Genomic DNA, 13,323 nt, shown 5'->3' with positions numbered 1-13,323 from the left:
GGCAGTGTTGGTGGAGATACCGATGTTCGAAGACCGCATTCGTTGTGCCGCGCTACGCGGAAAGATCACATCCGCAGCTGACGCAGCGCAGCTCGTGCGCAATGGCATGCGCGTGGGCGCAAGCGGCTTTACCCGCGCTGGCGATGCGAAAGCGGTACCCCTCGAAATAGCGCGCCGCGCGCGCGAGGAACGCGATCCGCTGCGCATCACACTCATGACCGGCGCGTCGCTCGGCAACGACATCGACCGCATTCTCACGGAAGCGGGCGCGCTGGAGCGTCGCTTGCCGTTTCAGGTCGATGCCACGTTGCGTCGCGCCATCAATCGCGGCGACGTCATGTTCGTCGATCAGCATCTCTCGGAGACCGTCGAGCTATTGCGCGACCAGCGCCTCGGCGCACTCGATATCGCGATCATCGAAGCGGTTGCGATCACTGAGTCGGGTGGCATCGTTCCGAGCACATCCGTCGGCAATTCAGCGACATTCGCGACGCTTGCGCAGAAGGTCATCGTGGAGATCAATCTCGCGCAGCCTTTGACGCTTGAAGGCTTGCACGATATCTGGTCGCCCGCGCCGCGCCCGTCGCGCGCGCCGCTGCCGCTCGTTAGCCCAAGCGATCGTATCGGTGGCACTTGCATCGACGTTCCCATCGAAAAGATTGCGGCCATCGTCATCACGAATCAGCCTGACAGTCCTTCGACGGTGCTGCCCGCCGATGAAGAAACCGCGATGATCGCCGGTCATCTCATCGAGTTCTTCCAGCATGAAGTGTCGCGCGGCCGTCTGCCGAAGACCTTGCCGCCATTGCAGGCGGGCATCGGCACCATTGCTAACGCGGTGCTGTCGGGGTTCGCCGCGTCGCCCTTCGAAGCACTCACGCTCTATTCCGAGGTGTTGCAAGACTCGGCCTTCGATCTCTTCGATGCGGGCAAGCTCGCCTTCGCGTCCGGCGCGTCCATAACGCTGTCGGCCAAACGCCAGGAACAGGTCCTGCGCAATCTTGACCGTTATCGCGACCGGCTCGTGCTGCGCCCGCAAGAAGTAAGCAATCATCCCGAAGTCATTCGCCGGCTTGGACTCATTGCGATCAACACGGCGCTCGAAGCCGATATCTACGGCAACGTGAATTCGACGCACGTGGGCGGCACGCACATGATGAACGGCATCGGCGGATCGGGCGACTTCGCGCGCAATGCATCATATGCAGTCTTCGCGACGAAATCGATCGCGAAGGACGGCTGCATTTCGAGCATCGTTCCACTGGTGCCGCATTGCGATCACAACGAACACGATGTGGACGTGATCGTCACCGAGCGCGGACTCGCGAACCTGACCGGCCTTGCGCCTCGTGAACGTGCGCTGACGGTGATCGACAAGTGCGCGCACCCGCTGTATCGCGATTTCCTGCGCGACTATTACCGCGACGCACAAGCACGCGGCGGCCACACACCGCATTGCCTGGAGAAGGCTTTCGCGCTGCATGAACGCTTTGCAAGAACCGGCTCGATGCTGCAAGACGCCGGCCCGCTTCAGCGGGGCGACTAGAAATAGGTACGATGATCGCCGTCGCGTGGCAGTGACAAACGCTGAGCAGCCCGTCCCATTCTCAAACGGATCCATTCTTCGAATGGCTTATCGCAAACCAATCGCTAAGAATCATAGAATGCGCGTGCGCCGGTATGAACCAGCGACTAGCTTCTATCGAGAAAGAGATCAGCCACGATAGAACGAAGCCACCGGTTGCCTGCCTCGTGGTGATACTTCGCATGCCAGTGCTGTCGCACGGCGAACTGGTCGACCGGTAGAGGGCACGAATGTACCGCGATGCCATTGACTCGGGCGAGTGTCTCGCCAATGTTCCTCGGCAACGTGGCGATCAAATCCGTCGATGCGATGATGGATCCCAGCCCGAGCATGCCCGGAAGCTCGAGCACAACGTCCCGTTCGATGTTCTCGCGCAATAAGGCTTGTTCGAGCTGCTGAGCTCCCGTGCCGCCTGCGATGACCACATGCCCCTCGCTACGGTACTGCTTCAGCGTCAGCCTGCTGCGCACCCGCGCGTGAGTTCGATTGACCAAGCACACCCAATCCTGCATGTACAGCTGTTGCTGATACATGCCGCCGCCGAGCCAGGGAACATTTCCGATGGCAAGATCGGCTTCACCGGACTCCAGCGCCCGCTCGGTGTTCCCGTCAATCCGGGCGGCTTCAAGCCGAATACCGGGCGCCTCGGCGCGCACGCGTGCCAGGATTCGCGGCAAAAGCGTGATATGACTCGCGTCTGTCATGCAGATGCGAAAGCGGCGCTTGGCGGTGCTTGGGTCGAACGAAATTTCCCATGCGGCAAAGCGTCGAAGCGATTCGAGTATCTCTCGGCACGGACCGATGAGCGCGTCGGCTTGAGGCGTCGGCGTCATGCCGCCCGGCGTGCGAACAAAGAGCGGGTCTTGCAGATACTCACGCAGACGCCCCAGCCAGATGCTGATGGTCGGCTGGCTTTGGCCGAGTTGCTCCGCTGCCCGCGTGACGCTACGCACGTCATACAGCAGGTCGAAAAGCTGAAGCAGTTTGAGATCAGGAAGTTCGGATGGGCTCACGGCGTATTGTCCAGCGCAATGACGCCATTGTAGCCATTGCATTGCGCCTTGCCGATACCTCGCCGTGAACGCGGCGCGTCATGCCCGCGAAGATCAAGCAGCCGCCGACACCACCGCGCGGAGCCCGAGCGAATAGCTGTCGATGCCGAAGCCGCAGATCTGCCCTTTCACGATTTCGGCGAACACCGAGTGATGGCGAAACGCTTCCCGCGCATGGATGTTCGACATGTGAATCTCGACGACAGGCACGGTCAGTATCGCGAGCGCGTCTCGTATGCCGTAGCTGGAGTGCGTCCATGCACCCGCATTGATCAGCACGCCGTCGACCTGATCGGTGAACGCCTTGTGGATTCGCTCGCACATGTCACCTTCGTTGTTGGTCTGATAACTCTCGACCGTAACGCCCAGTTCTTTGGCCAGCGCGTGAAGCTGCGCATCGATGTCAGCGAGCGTGGCCGTTCCGTACTGAACGGGATCGCGCTTGCCGAACATGTTGTGATTCACGCCATGCAGCATCAGAAACGTCTTCATGGTTTTGCCCTAGTTTTTAGCAGCCGCGACGGACGTCTCCACAACACATCCCGTCCTGGCGGCCGTCACGATCGCATCGGTGATTCGAAGGTTCTGCAAGCCGTCGCGCGCGGTGACGAGAGGACTCGCTTCGCCTCGTATGACTCGCCCGAAGTGCTCCATCTGATGCTTGAGCGGATCGTCGCGCGTCACGTCGGCGACGCTCACATCGAACGGCTTCCACCACGAGCGATCCTCCGCTTTCGCGTAGGTCTTGAGCCGCATGGTCGGAATCGACAACGATCCGAAGGTGCCTGCGATCGCATAGCAATCTTCATCCGAGCACGACGAATACGCTTTGTTTTCCTGCGAGGTCTGTTCCCAGCTTCGGGCGCTCGCCGCTGTATCCGATAACAAAAACGTGCCCAGTGCGCCGCTCGCGAAACGCAAGATGATGGCAGCGGTATCTTCGACCTCGAACCCCCGCGTCGCATTCGATGAGAACGCCTGCACGGCCACGATGTCGCCGCAGAGCATGCGAAGATTGTGGATCTCGTGAATCAGATTCAGCAAGATGGGGCCGCCACCCGGCGCCTTGCGCCACGGCGCGTCCGTGAAATAGTGATCGGGCTTGAAGAATAACGCGCTGCCCATCACTGCAACGAGCGGACCGAGCGTCCCCTTTTCGATGATCTCCTTGGCCCGCTTCATGATCGGGCTGTGCGCGCGGTGATGCCCGATGAGCACCGACGCGTCGTATCGGTCGGCGGCGGCAACGAGTGCTTCGGCCTCGTCGACGGTCGGAGCAATCGGCTTCTCCAGCAGCATCGGCAAGCCGGCTTGCATGCACAGCAGCGCATGCGGGACGTGCAATTGATTCGGCGTGGCTAGCACGACACCATCGGGGCGGTCCTTCGAGATAAGCTCGTCAAGAGACCGGTAGTGCGGAACGCCCGCAGTGGCCGCGAATTCGCCCGCGGCTGCCGAGGGATCGACGACCGCCGACAGCACGCACGAAGTACTTTCCCGAATCACGCGAATGTGTTCGAGACCGATGTAACCGGCACCGGCAACGGCGATGCGTGTTTTCTCCATGTCACTCTCCGTGGGTTTCGGGGCCGGCGTGTATCGCCCGCATCCTTGCGAATATATGCCAAGCCCCTAAAAAGCATCACGTAAGCGGAACAGTCAAACGATCGATGACAGCGCGCGTCTGCGGGCGAACGCCACGCCACCACGCAAAGGCCTCGGCCGCTTGCTCGATCAGCATGCCGACGCCGTCGGCGACGGTTCGAACGCCGGCATCACGGGCCAGGCGCAGGAACGGTGTGAGTCCCTTGCCATAGGCCAGTTCATAAGCGCCTCCGGTCGGACTGAAGACACTCGACGGCACGGGCGGCAGTTGCCCGGTGAGACTCGCCGACGTCGCATTGACGACCAGATCGAACTGGCCCATCGATCCGAGCGCGTGATACCCGCACGCGCGCAGTAAGTCGCGTGCCATGACCTGATCCACCAGCCCCTCTGCTTTCTCCACGTCCCTGTTGGCAACGACGATTTCGCCCGGCCTTGCGGCGATAAACGGCAGCAATGCGCCGCGCACTGCGCCGCCGGCTCCGAGAATCAGTACTCGTTTGCCCGCCATCGGCTGATGCAGATTCTCTTCGATATCCCTCACCAAGCCGACGCCATCGAAGTTCTCGGCGATGATGCGTCCGTCCTCGAACTTCATTGCGTTGATCGCGCCCGCAAGCGTGGCCCGTTCGCTACGCTCGTCTGACATGGCGAACGCCTGTAGCTTGAACGGTGCGGTCACGTTCATGCCCTTGCCGCCCGCAGCGATGAACTCCCTCACCGTATCGACGAAGGCGTTCTCGGGTTCAAGAGGACCTTCGATAGCGACGTATGTCATATCCTGCCCGGTCTCTTGCGCGAACAGACCGTGGATAAGCGGAGACTTGGTGTGTCCGATCGGGTTGCCGATCACGGCGTATCGGTCGCTCATTGCGCGCTCCGCTTTGAGAACAACACGCCGTCGGTTTGCATGGCGTCGATTTCGGCCGCACTGAAGCCGAGCGATTGCGCCACTTCCTCGTTGTGTTGCCCGAGGTCCGGTCCCACTTCGGTGATCGACGTATCGCAATCGGAGAAACGGAACGGCAGATTCGGCAGACGCAGTTTGCCAAGACGCGGGTGCTCCTGTTCCACCACCATGCCGCGCGCGACGATCTGCGGATCGGCCACGACTTCATCGATACGCTGTACCTTCGCGCACGGAACGTCGACGCTGTCGAGCAAGGCCAGCACGTCGGCAACAGGCCGGGATGCGACCCAGGGCTTCACGACAGCAAGGATCGCTTCGCGATTTGCGTTGCGTCCGTTCAGGCTGTGAAAGCGCGTATCCGTGCCGAATCCGTCGGGGCCGCCATGACGTTCGACGAGCGCGGCGAACCGCTTCCATGAATCATCGACCTGGGCGGCAATCACGAGGTCGCCATCCGCTGCACGGAACACGCCGTACAACGTCGAGGTCGGCATATCGTGACCAGTCTGCTCGGGAACGACGCCCTGCATGGTGTAACACTGCACGGCGTACTCGTGCATCGAAAACAGCGTGTCGTACAGCGCCATGTCGATGTGCTGACCGCGTCCGCTTTTTACACGACCGAGCAGCGCCGCGTTGATCGCGGCGACCGCGTGGATGCCTGTGTACATGTCGCCGAGCGAGATGCGCATGAGCGGCGGCGGCTCGCCCGGATTGCCGATCATCTGCATGATGCCGCTCTTGGCTTCCGCGATGAGACCGAAGCCTGCGCGATGCGCGTCCGGCCCGGTGTGCCCATATGCGGAGATCGAGCAATAGACGAGGCCCGGATTGCGCGCTGACAGCGCAGCGTAGCCGAGACCGAGCTTGTCGAGCGCACCCGGCCGATAGTTCTCGATGAACACGTCGGCCGAATCGCAAAGACGCTCCATGAACGCCTTGCCGCGCGGGTCCTTCATGTTGACGCTCACGCCGCGCTTGCCCATGTTGAGCTGCAGGAAATAGGCGCTTTGCTGATCGTCCAGAACTGTGGCGTGCTGACGTCCTGCGTCGCCGCTACCGGGACGCTCCACCTTGATGACCTCGGCGCCGAGCGCGGCAAGACATCGGCCAACATACGGGCCAGCGAGAAAATGGCTGTAATCGACGACGCGGATACCTTCCAACGGACGTGCTTGCATCAGTTCGCTCCCGGACGGCGCGGAATCATCAGGCGATGCTCCCCGCGCTGGACGACGTGACCGTCCTGATTGATCAATTCCGATGGCAATACGACGATGCCCCATTGCGGCTTGCTCTTGCTTGCGCGCATCGAGCCGACGCGAAACTTGACATGCAAGACGTCGTTGACCTTGATCGGCAACAGGAAGTCCCACGTCCAGCCGAGCGACATGCCCGGCAGGAACCGATAGTCACTCTGCGTCTTCAGGCCATCCGCTATCGACAAGCCGAAGAGCCCATGCGCCACGATCGAACCGAAGTGGCTCGCATTGGCGTAGTCTTCATCGACATGCACGGGCGTATGGTCGCCCGTGAGATCGGCGTAAGCCAGAATGCGCTCTTTCGTGACGGTGTACGTCGGGCTCACGCATTCGTCGCCTTCGCGCGCGTCGTCCCAGTACTTTTCAGTGATGGTGCTCATGGTCACGCCTCCGCGCGTGGATTGATCGACAGCGCCTGCGCGACGCACGCTACCGGTTTCGCCTGGATGAGTTCGACAGCGAGTCCGTCCGGCAGGCGTAGCCAGTTGCGGCCTTGCGGCATCTCGCTGACACCGAACGCTTGCGCCGCTTGCAGTGCGGCATCGAGGTCTTCGCACATCACGCCGAGATGCGCGAGCCGGCCCTCCGGGCCTTCATAGCGAGGCTCGCTGATGAATTGCAGACCGCCGAGCGTCCAGTACTGACGCGGCTCGTCGACGGTGCCGTCCACTTCGCGCATGGTCATGCCGAGCACCTGCTCGAAGAAGCGGATATGCCAGTGAATGTCTTTCACCCAGATCGCGACATGTTCGAGGTAGGCTTTCGGCGCGCTCATGCTGCGGCTCCTTGCTCTTGGCGGTCCTTCATCGCGCGCTCGATGCCTTTGATGCAAGCGACGAGCGTCGAGTTGACGGGCGTGGCCACGCTGAGGCGCTCGCCCCAACGCACCACTGCTCCGTTGATAAAGTCGATCTCCGTGACCGATGACTTCTCCAGGCTCTGCAGCATCGAGGTCTTGAATGTGGGCGACAGGCCCTCTGCTGCCATCTTCCACGCGTCCTCCGCAGTCGCAATGGAAAGCGTAACGCCCGCGGCTTTTGCCGTAGCCATCGCTTCTTCGATGGCTGCAAGCGATGTGGCCTTGAGAACAGGCTCGTCGTACAGCTGTCCGTAGGTGAGTCCGGTGATGCCGGTGATGGCGCCGGTGGCGACGTTGATCAGCAGCTTGTCCCACATGGTGCCGACGATGTTATCGCTGACGGTGGTCGAAAGACCCGCGCTATTGAACGCGTCTGCGATCGCCTTCGCGCGGCTCGTGATCTGTCCGTCGAGCTCTCCGATGATCGTGAGTTTTCCGGTGACGCCGGACTGGATATGGCCGGGCGCGCGCAGCACACCGCCAACGTAAGTCTTGCCGGCAAGCACGCGCTCGCGCCCGACGATCTCGCTCAGCACGTCTTCGTGACCGAGGCCGTTTTGCAGCGATAGCACGACCGTTCCAGGCCCGACCAGATCGAGCGCGCCGCGCATCGCCGAATCGGTATGAAACGACTTGACCAGCACGATCACCAGGTCGACGGCGCCGACTTCGGCTGGATCGATCGTCGCGCGGACCTTGACGCGGCGGGTGCCGCGCTCGTCGTCGACTTGCAGGCCGTCGCGCGACATGGCTTCGACGTGTTCCGCGAAACGATCGACGAGCCAGGTCTCGTGGCCCCCTTCGGTGAGCGCGGAGCCGATGGCACAACCGAGTGCGCCCGCCCCGAGGAAAGCGATCTTCATTGGCGTCTCCTTGATATGGAGATGAAGATACGGCTGTGCGGTCATATTCGCAATGCAATGGCCGTAATGGCGCTATTGCTTTACGCAATGTAGCCGATGGTTGTCACGCCCAGCCTGTACAGACGAATGGGCGTCGTCGCATCGACGCGGACACGAGGCCGGTGACCGTCAGTGTCGCGCGGTTCTCGCTTCGGGAACGTTGCGCTCGCGCGCTGCGCGTCACTCTGGTTGCTCGAACGTCGGTCCGCGTCGCAAGCGGATGGGCCCGTGACTGATCGCATCCGGATGCAACGTTCCGCTTCCTTGCGTGACGATAATGCGCCCATCATGCGCGAGCGCTGAGGCGACTTGCCTCACCAAAGGCATGAGCGCGCGCCATGCGTCTTCATCGGCAGCTAAAGCGCGCGCAACGTCTGACGGGCAAATCGAGGACGTTGCGGCGCGCTGGCCAAGCAGTTGGAGCACGCAATTTTCGATGTCGGATGTCGATACGCTCATCTCTGTCACCGAGTATGGAAAGACAAGCAGGGCCGCAACGATCGAGCCCACCAGAAACACCAACGTAATCCGGAATTAGGCTGCTTGCCGGCGAAATGCTCGGTCAACACTCAACTACATGGCAAAGAGTCAGATACCTGTCAGATGTATCAACGGCGTTCGTACCAACTTCCAGGCATTCATGCGCGACGTAGAGCTTGCGCGCGACTTGGGCTACTGCTGCACCGAGGGACTCTCGAACGCGTTTCGCCTATGCATGGCCGCGCCCGTTCGCGATCGACACGACGCCGGACCGCCGGCAGGCCATGCTCGACGACCTTCTGCAATCGGCGCGCGCGCTCTCTCACAGATAGCGTTCAGGGGCGCGGGACGCACGCCCCGCGCTCACGCCGGCGCGCCTCGATCGACCGCCCTGCGCAACGCTTCCAGAAACCGCACATAGGCCGTCGCGCCGGGATCGGGATGGCCGATGCTTCGTTCCTGCACCCACGCCGCGCGGCCCTTCTGCGACTGCATCTTCGCCGTTTCCACGACGCGTTCGCTCGCCGTGGCGATCATCGCGTCGAGTGTATCGGCCGCGCTCCCCTGCGATGCCTCCAGCACGTCGAGGCTCGGCGCCAGCGCATCGAGCACGGTCTTGTCGCCGATCTTGCTCTTGCCACGCTCGGTAATGCGTGACGCCACCGCCCGTCCGACGGCGAGCGCCTCGTCGCGTCCCAATGCGTCCTTGCCCTGCACGGTCTTCGCGGCGGCAAGCAGGCCGCCGCCCACCAACGCCGCGAATGTCGACGGATTGGCCGTCGAAAACGCCTTCCCTGCGGCGAGCAGCACGTCGCCGAGCGTGGCCTCGTCGGGCAGCGCGCCGATTGCCTTGACAACCGCTTCCGCCCCCGCGCGCACGGTGATGCCGAGATCGCCGTCGCCGAGTGCGGCATCGAGATCGCGTAGCTCGTCGGCATGAGACGGAAGCTCACTCAATGCGTGGGACAACAGATCCCGCATTTGTCTCGTCGTAATCATTTAGGTTTCCCGATTATGCGCGCGTGCCTTCGCGAAAGAACGGCGAATGCGCCGGTGCGGCGAGCAGCGCTTCGAGTTCATCGTCGAGCAGCATGACGGTGATGGATGCCCCCGCCATTTCCAGACTCGTCACGTATTCGCCAACGTACGACCACGCGATCGACAGGCCATCGCCCTCGGCGATCTTCGACGCGCGCCGATACAGCAGATACAGTTCTTCGAGCGGCGTCGCGCCCAGACCGTTGACGAGCAGCGCGAGCCGCGAGCCCTTCGGCGCCGCGAGATCGTCGAGAATCTGGCGCATCAGATTCTCTGCGATGGCATCGGCCGACTGCAGCGCGCCGCGATGCGTTCCCGGTTCGCCGTGGATGCCGATGCCGATCTCCATCTCGCCATCCGGCAGCGTGAACGTGGGCTTGCCAGCCGCGGGCAGAATGGTCGGCGAAAGCCCGACGCCCATGGTGCGGCAGTTCGCATTGGCCTTCGCGCAGATGCGGGCCACTTCTTCCAGCGAGTCGCCGCGTTCGGCCGCCGCGCCCGCGCACTTGAACGCGAACACCATGCCCGCGACGCCGCGCCGGTCGGACGCGCGCTCCTTCGGCGCCGATGCGACGTCATCGGTCAGCACGACGGTCTTCACTTCGATCCCTTCGGCATCCGCGAGGTCCGACGCGAGATCGAAGTTGAGCACGTCGCCGCCATAATTGCCGTACACGTAAAGCACGCCCGCCCCGCCATTCACGCCTTTGGTGGCCTCCAGAATCTGTTCCGACGATGGCGACGAAAACACGTTGCCCACCGCCACGCCGCCGCACAAGCCTTCGCCCACATAGCCGAGAAATCCCGGCATGTGGCCCGATCCGCCGCCGGTCACGATGCCTACGCGGCCTTCGCGGGGCGCATCGGCGCGAACGAGCGCGCGCTTGTCCGCGTTCGCCGCCTTGATCCATCTCGGATGCGCAAGCAAGAGGGCGTCGATGATCTCGTCGACGAAGGTTTCCGGGTTGTTGATGATCTTCTTCATCTTCGCGTGTCTCCTTGGTTTGCCTGTCGATGTCCTGCGTTATTCGTTGACGTCGCGTGTTTCACAGCTTGCGTCGCTGGCTCAGCGCATCCAGCAGGACCGCGGCGAAGATCACCCCGCCCTGAATGAACTGCGTCCAGAACGGGTTCACGCCCAGCAGCGACAGGCCGACGTTAATGACGCCGATCAGCACGACGCCGATGAACGTGCCGACGATCGAGCCGCGCCCTCCCGCGAGCGACGTGCCGCCGATCACGATGGCCGCGATGACCTGAAGTTCCAGACCGTTCGCCGCCGACGGCAGCGCGGAATTCAGCCGTCCCGCGAGCACGATGCCCGCGATCGCCGCCGTGACACCCGCGAGCATGTACGTGAGAAACACGACGCGCCGCACCGGAATGCCCGCGAGCCGCGCGGCCTCCTGATTGCCGCCGACCGCGAACACTTGATGACCAAACGTGGTCTTGCGCAGCAATACGTGGCCGATGACGAACACGACCAGCATCACGATCATCGGCATGGGCAGGCCCGCGATAGCCTTCGCGCCGAACACGGTGAACGCGTTCGGAAAGTCGAACTTCGTGCGACCGTCCGAAATGGCAAGCGTGAGGCCGCGTGCCATTGCCATCGCAGCGAGCGTCACGATGAACGGCACGAGTCGCAGCCATGAGATGGCGAAGCCGTTAATCGCCCCGACCACCGCGCCCGTCGCCAGCGCGATGAAGAGGCCGCCTATGCCGAGCCCGACCGCATCCGGGCTCGATCCCGCCATGAAGGTCGCGGCGACCATGCCGCTCAGCGCGACGAGCGATCCGACCGAGAGATCGATGCCCGACGTGATGATGACGAAGGTGCCGCCGACCGCCGCGATGCCCACGACGGACACCTGCACCATGATGTTGGTGAGCGTGCTCGTCGTGAGGAATTCCGGCGATGCAATCGACAACGCGACGCAGATGATGACGAGCGCCGCGAACAATGGCCCGATGCCGCTTCTCAGTTGACGGATCACGCGGCGCGACAGCGCTTCGGTGTCCGCCCGGTTGGCTGCCGTGGATGTCATGCCCCTGCTCCTGTCGTTGCCCATTGAATCACCGTTTCGGAGTCCGCCTTGTCGCGGGCTATTTCGGTCACGATGCTGCCGCGATACATCACCAGCACGCGATCCGACATGCCGAGCAGTTCCGGCAGTTCCGAGCTGACCATGACGACCGCCGCGCCCGCGCGGGCCATCGCCACCATATGCGCGTAGATCTCGGTCTTCGCGCCCACGTCGATGCCGCGCGTCGGTTCGTCGAGCATGATGACCGCCGGATTCGTCGCGGTGGCGCGTCCGAGAATGACCTTCTGCTGATTGCCGCCCGAGAGCGTGCCGGTAATTTGCAGCACCGAGGAGGCGCGCACGCCGAAGCGCGTGCTCGCGTCCTGCGCGAGCTTGCGCTTTCTCGCGCCGCGCACGAAGCCGCCACTCGCGAGCGCCCTGAGACTGGACAGCGCAATGTTCTCTTCGATGCTGGCGTCCAGCACGAGCCCTTCGAGCTTGCGATCTTCCGACGTATAGACGAGCCCGTGACGAACGCCTTCGGTCGGCGAATGATTCGAGACCTTCCTGCCCTTCACGAAGATCTCGCCATGCGTGGCGGGCAGCGCGCCGAAGATGGTCTTCAGCAGTTCCGTGCGCCCCGCGCCCGCGATGCCCGCGATGCCGACGATCTCGCCCGCGCGCACCGTGAAGCTCGCGTTGCGCAGCAGAGGCGCGCTTGCGAGATTGCGCACTTCGAGGACGACCTCGCCATAATCGCGCGGCTCCCACGGATAGAACGATTCGAGATTGCGCGCCACCATCGCCTGCACGAGTTCGGCTTCGGTCCATTGCGACATGGGACGCGCGCCCACGGTCGCGCCATCGCGCATCACGACTGCGGAATCCGCCAGTTCGAACACTTCTTCGAGATGGTGCGAGATGAAGATGATGCCGAGTCCTTCTTCGCGCAGGCGTCGCACGACCGCATACAGGTTCTCGATGTCGTGGCTTTGCAGCGCGGCGGTCGGTTCGTCCATCACGAGGATGCGCGCGTCGCGTGCGATAGCCTTGGCGACTTCCACGAGTTGCCGCTTGTTGAGCGGCAGATCGCCGAGGCGCATCCACGGCGCTACGTCGTCGAGGCCCACGCGCGCGAGGGCCTCGCGCGCCATCGCATGCGCCTCGCGTTGCCTCACGAAGCCCTTGCTCGCGGGCATGCGGCCGAGAAACAGATTCTCCGCGACCGTCATGTCGTTGATGAGCGAGAGCTCCTGATAGATGACGGCAACACCGGCGTCGATGGCGGCGTTCGTGCCGCGCGCAAGCGGCTTGCCGTCGATCTCGATGTCGCCTTCGTCCGGCTCATAAGCGCCCGAAAGCGTCTTCACGAGCGACGACTTGCCCGCGCCGTTCTCGCCGACGATCGCCATCACATGTCCGGCCTGCAATTCCAGACTCACGCCGCGCAGCGCCTTCACGCCGGGAAAGCTCTTGACGATGCCCTGCATGCGCAGAAGCGGCGCCTTCGTGCTGGAAGGCGCGCGCGTGCGCGGTTCGGTTTCGACTGTCATGTTCGCATTCCGCTCGCGGCCGCGCGCCCTGAAGCAAGCGCGGCCGCCGG

14 protein-coding genes and 1 pseudogene are annotated in these 13,323 nt (G+C 63.0%); 2 read left to right on the top strand and 13 right to left on the bottom strand.

Annotated features, from left to right (window positions below):
* The first annotated feature begins 22 nt into the window (after positions 1–22).
* The gene (locus tag JYK05_RS23035) at positions 23–1,546 is read left to right on the top strand and encodes an acetyl-CoA hydrolase/transferase family protein (protein WP_206470027.1); all 1,524 of its coding nucleotides are present in this window, start codon (positions 23–25) and stop codon (positions 1,544–1,546) included.
* 146 nt (positions 1,547–1,692) lie between these two features.
* Here JYK05_RS23035 and JYK05_RS23030 read toward each other — a convergent pair whose 3' ends face one another.
* The 9 genes from JYK05_RS23030 to JYK05_RS22990 form a co-directional block, all read right to left on the bottom strand.
* Positions 1,693–2,598 carry a LysR family transcriptional regulator gene (locus tag JYK05_RS23030; RefSeq protein ID WP_206470026.1) on the bottom strand — a complete coding sequence of 302 codons (906 nt, stop codon included), beginning with the start codon at positions 2,596–2,598 and terminating at the stop codon, positions 1,693–1,695.
* A 93-nt stretch (positions 2,599–2,691) separates the two neighbouring features.
* Complete coding sequence (gene aroQ / locus JYK05_RS23025) at positions 2,692–3,129, bottom strand: type II 3-dehydroquinate dehydratase (RefSeq protein ID WP_206470025.1); 438 nt, start codon at positions 3,127–3,129, stop codon at positions 2,692–2,694.
* A 9-nt stretch (positions 3,130–3,138) separates the two neighbouring features.
* A complete protein-coding gene (locus JYK05_RS23020; protein ID WP_206470024.1) occupies positions 3,139–4,203 on the bottom strand; it encodes a Gfo/Idh/MocA family protein in 1,065 nt (354 codons plus the stop codon).
* Between the two features lie 76 nt (positions 4,204–4,279).
* A complete protein-coding gene (gene aroE, locus JYK05_RS23015) occupies positions 4,280–5,113 on the bottom strand; it encodes a shikimate dehydrogenase (RefSeq protein WP_206470022.1) in 834 nt (277 codons plus the stop codon).
* A complete protein-coding gene (locus JYK05_RS23010) occupies positions 5,110–6,333 on the bottom strand; it encodes a CaiB/BaiF CoA-transferase family protein (protein ID WP_206470020.1) in 1,224 nt (407 codons plus the stop codon). The genes aroE and JYK05_RS23010 overlap by 4 nt, the downstream gene beginning before the upstream one ends.
* Complete coding sequence (locus tag JYK05_RS23005) at positions 6,333–6,794, bottom strand: MaoC family dehydratase (protein WP_206470018.1); 462 nt, start codon at positions 6,792–6,794, stop codon at positions 6,333–6,335. Before JYK05_RS23005 ends, JYK05_RS23010 begins: the two co-directional genes overlap by 1 nt.
* A 2-nt stretch (positions 6,795–6,796) precedes the next feature.
* A complete protein-coding gene (locus JYK05_RS23000; protein ID WP_206470016.1) occupies positions 6,797–7,189 on the bottom strand; it encodes a VOC family protein in 393 nt (130 codons plus the stop codon).
* Positions 7,186–8,136: a ketopantoate reductase family protein gene (locus JYK05_RS22995; RefSeq protein WP_206470014.1), complete on the bottom strand. Its 951-nt coding sequence runs from the start codon at positions 8,134–8,136 to the stop codon at positions 7,186–7,188. Before JYK05_RS22995 ends, JYK05_RS23000 begins: the two co-directional genes overlap by 4 nt.
* 219 nt (positions 8,137–8,355) lie before the next feature.
* Positions 8,356–8,634 carry a DUF3253 domain-containing protein gene (locus JYK05_RS22990; RefSeq protein WP_206470533.1) on the bottom strand — a complete coding sequence of 93 codons (279 nt, stop codon included), beginning with the start codon at positions 8,632–8,634 and terminating at the stop codon, positions 8,356–8,358.
* A gap of 151 nt (positions 8,635–8,785) precedes the next feature.
* Here JYK05_RS22990 and JYK05_RS26475 point away from each other — a divergent pair.
* Positions 8,786–8,987 (top strand): annotated as a pseudogene (locus JYK05_RS26475) (IclR family transcriptional regulator); the annotation flags it as partial.
* A 31-nt stretch (positions 8,988–9,018) separates the two neighbouring features.
* On the opposite strand, the gene JYK05_RS22985 reads toward JYK05_RS26475, so the two are convergent.
* The 4 genes from JYK05_RS22985 to JYK05_RS22970 form a co-directional block, all read right to left on the bottom strand.
* Positions 9,019–9,654 (bottom strand): DAK2 domain-containing protein, encoded by a 636-nt coding sequence (locus tag JYK05_RS22985; RefSeq protein WP_206470013.1) that lies wholly within the window; start codon positions 9,652–9,654, stop codon positions 9,019–9,021.
* Between the two features lie 13 nt (positions 9,655–9,667).
* The gene (locus JYK05_RS22980; protein WP_206470010.1) at positions 9,668–10,678 is read right to left on the bottom strand and encodes a dihydroxyacetone kinase subunit DhaK; all 1,011 of its coding nucleotides are present in this window, start codon (positions 10,676–10,678) and stop codon (positions 9,668–9,670) included.
* Positions 10,679–10,739: 61 nt separating this feature from the next.
* Positions 10,740–11,741 (bottom strand): ABC transporter permease, encoded by a 1,002-nt coding sequence (locus JYK05_RS22975; RefSeq protein WP_206470009.1) that lies wholly within the window; start codon positions 11,739–11,741, stop codon positions 10,740–10,742.
* A complete protein-coding gene (locus JYK05_RS22970; RefSeq protein ID WP_206470008.1) occupies positions 11,738–13,273 on the bottom strand; it encodes a sugar ABC transporter ATP-binding protein in 1,536 nt (511 codons plus the stop codon). The genes JYK05_RS22975 and JYK05_RS22970 overlap by 4 nt, the downstream gene beginning before the upstream one ends.
* Positions 13,274–13,323 lie beyond the last annotated feature (50 nt).

Source organism: Caballeronia sp. M1242 (assembly GCF_017220215.1).
In the GTDB taxonomy this organism is placed as follows: Bacteria; Pseudomonadota; Gammaproteobacteria; order Burkholderiales; family Burkholderiaceae; genus Caballeronia.
This window is presented reverse-complemented; position numbering and strand designations above follow the sequence as displayed.

Excerpts from the sequence above, each read along its gene's own strand:
- JYK05_RS23035 (WP_206470027.1), top strand. The coding sequence starts at position 23 with ATGTTCGAAGACCGCATTCGTTGTGCCGCGCTACGCGGAAAGATCACA.
- aroQ (WP_206470025.1), bottom strand. The coding sequence starts at position 3,129 with ATGAAGACGTTTCTGATGCTGCATGGCGTGAATCACAACATGTTCGGC.
- JYK05_RS23020 (WP_206470024.1), bottom strand. The coding sequence starts at position 4,203 with ATGGAGAAAACACGCATCGCCGTTGCCGGTGCCGGTTACATCGGTCTC.
- aroE (WP_206470022.1), bottom strand. The coding sequence starts at position 5,113 with ATGAGCGACCGATACGCCGTGATCGGCAACCCGATCGGACACACCAAG.
- JYK05_RS23010 (WP_206470020.1), bottom strand. The coding sequence starts at position 6,333 with ATGCAAGCACGTCCGTTGGAAGGTATCCGCGTCGTCGATTACAGCCAT.
- JYK05_RS23005 (WP_206470018.1), bottom strand. The coding sequence starts at position 6,794 with ATGAGCACCATCACTGAAAAGTACTGGGACGACGCGCGCGAAGGCGAC.
- JYK05_RS23000 (WP_206470016.1), bottom strand. The coding sequence starts at position 7,189 with ATGAGCGCGCCGAAAGCCTACCTCGAACATGTCGCGATCTGGGTGAAA.
- JYK05_RS22995 (WP_206470014.1), bottom strand. The coding sequence starts at position 8,136 with ATGAAGATCGCTTTCCTCGGGGCGGGCGCACTCGGTTGTGCCATCGGC.
- JYK05_RS22990 (WP_206470533.1), bottom strand. The coding sequence starts at position 8,634 with ATGAGCGTATCGACATCCGACATCGAAAATTGCGTGCTCCAACTGCTT.
- JYK05_RS22985 (WP_206470013.1), bottom strand. The coding sequence starts at position 9,654 with ATGATTACGACGAGACAAATGCGGGATCTGTTGTCCCACGCATTGAGT.
- JYK05_RS22980 (WP_206470010.1), bottom strand. The coding sequence starts at position 10,678 with ATGAAGAAGATCATCAACAACCCGGAAACCTTCGTCGACGAGATCATC.
- JYK05_RS22975 (WP_206470009.1), bottom strand. The coding sequence starts at position 11,741 with ATGACATCCACGGCAGCCAACCGGGCGGACACCGAAGCGCTGTCGCGC.
- JYK05_RS22970 (WP_206470008.1), bottom strand. The coding sequence starts at position 13,273 with ATGACAGTCGAAACCGAACCGCGCACGCGCGCGCCTTCCAGCACGAAG.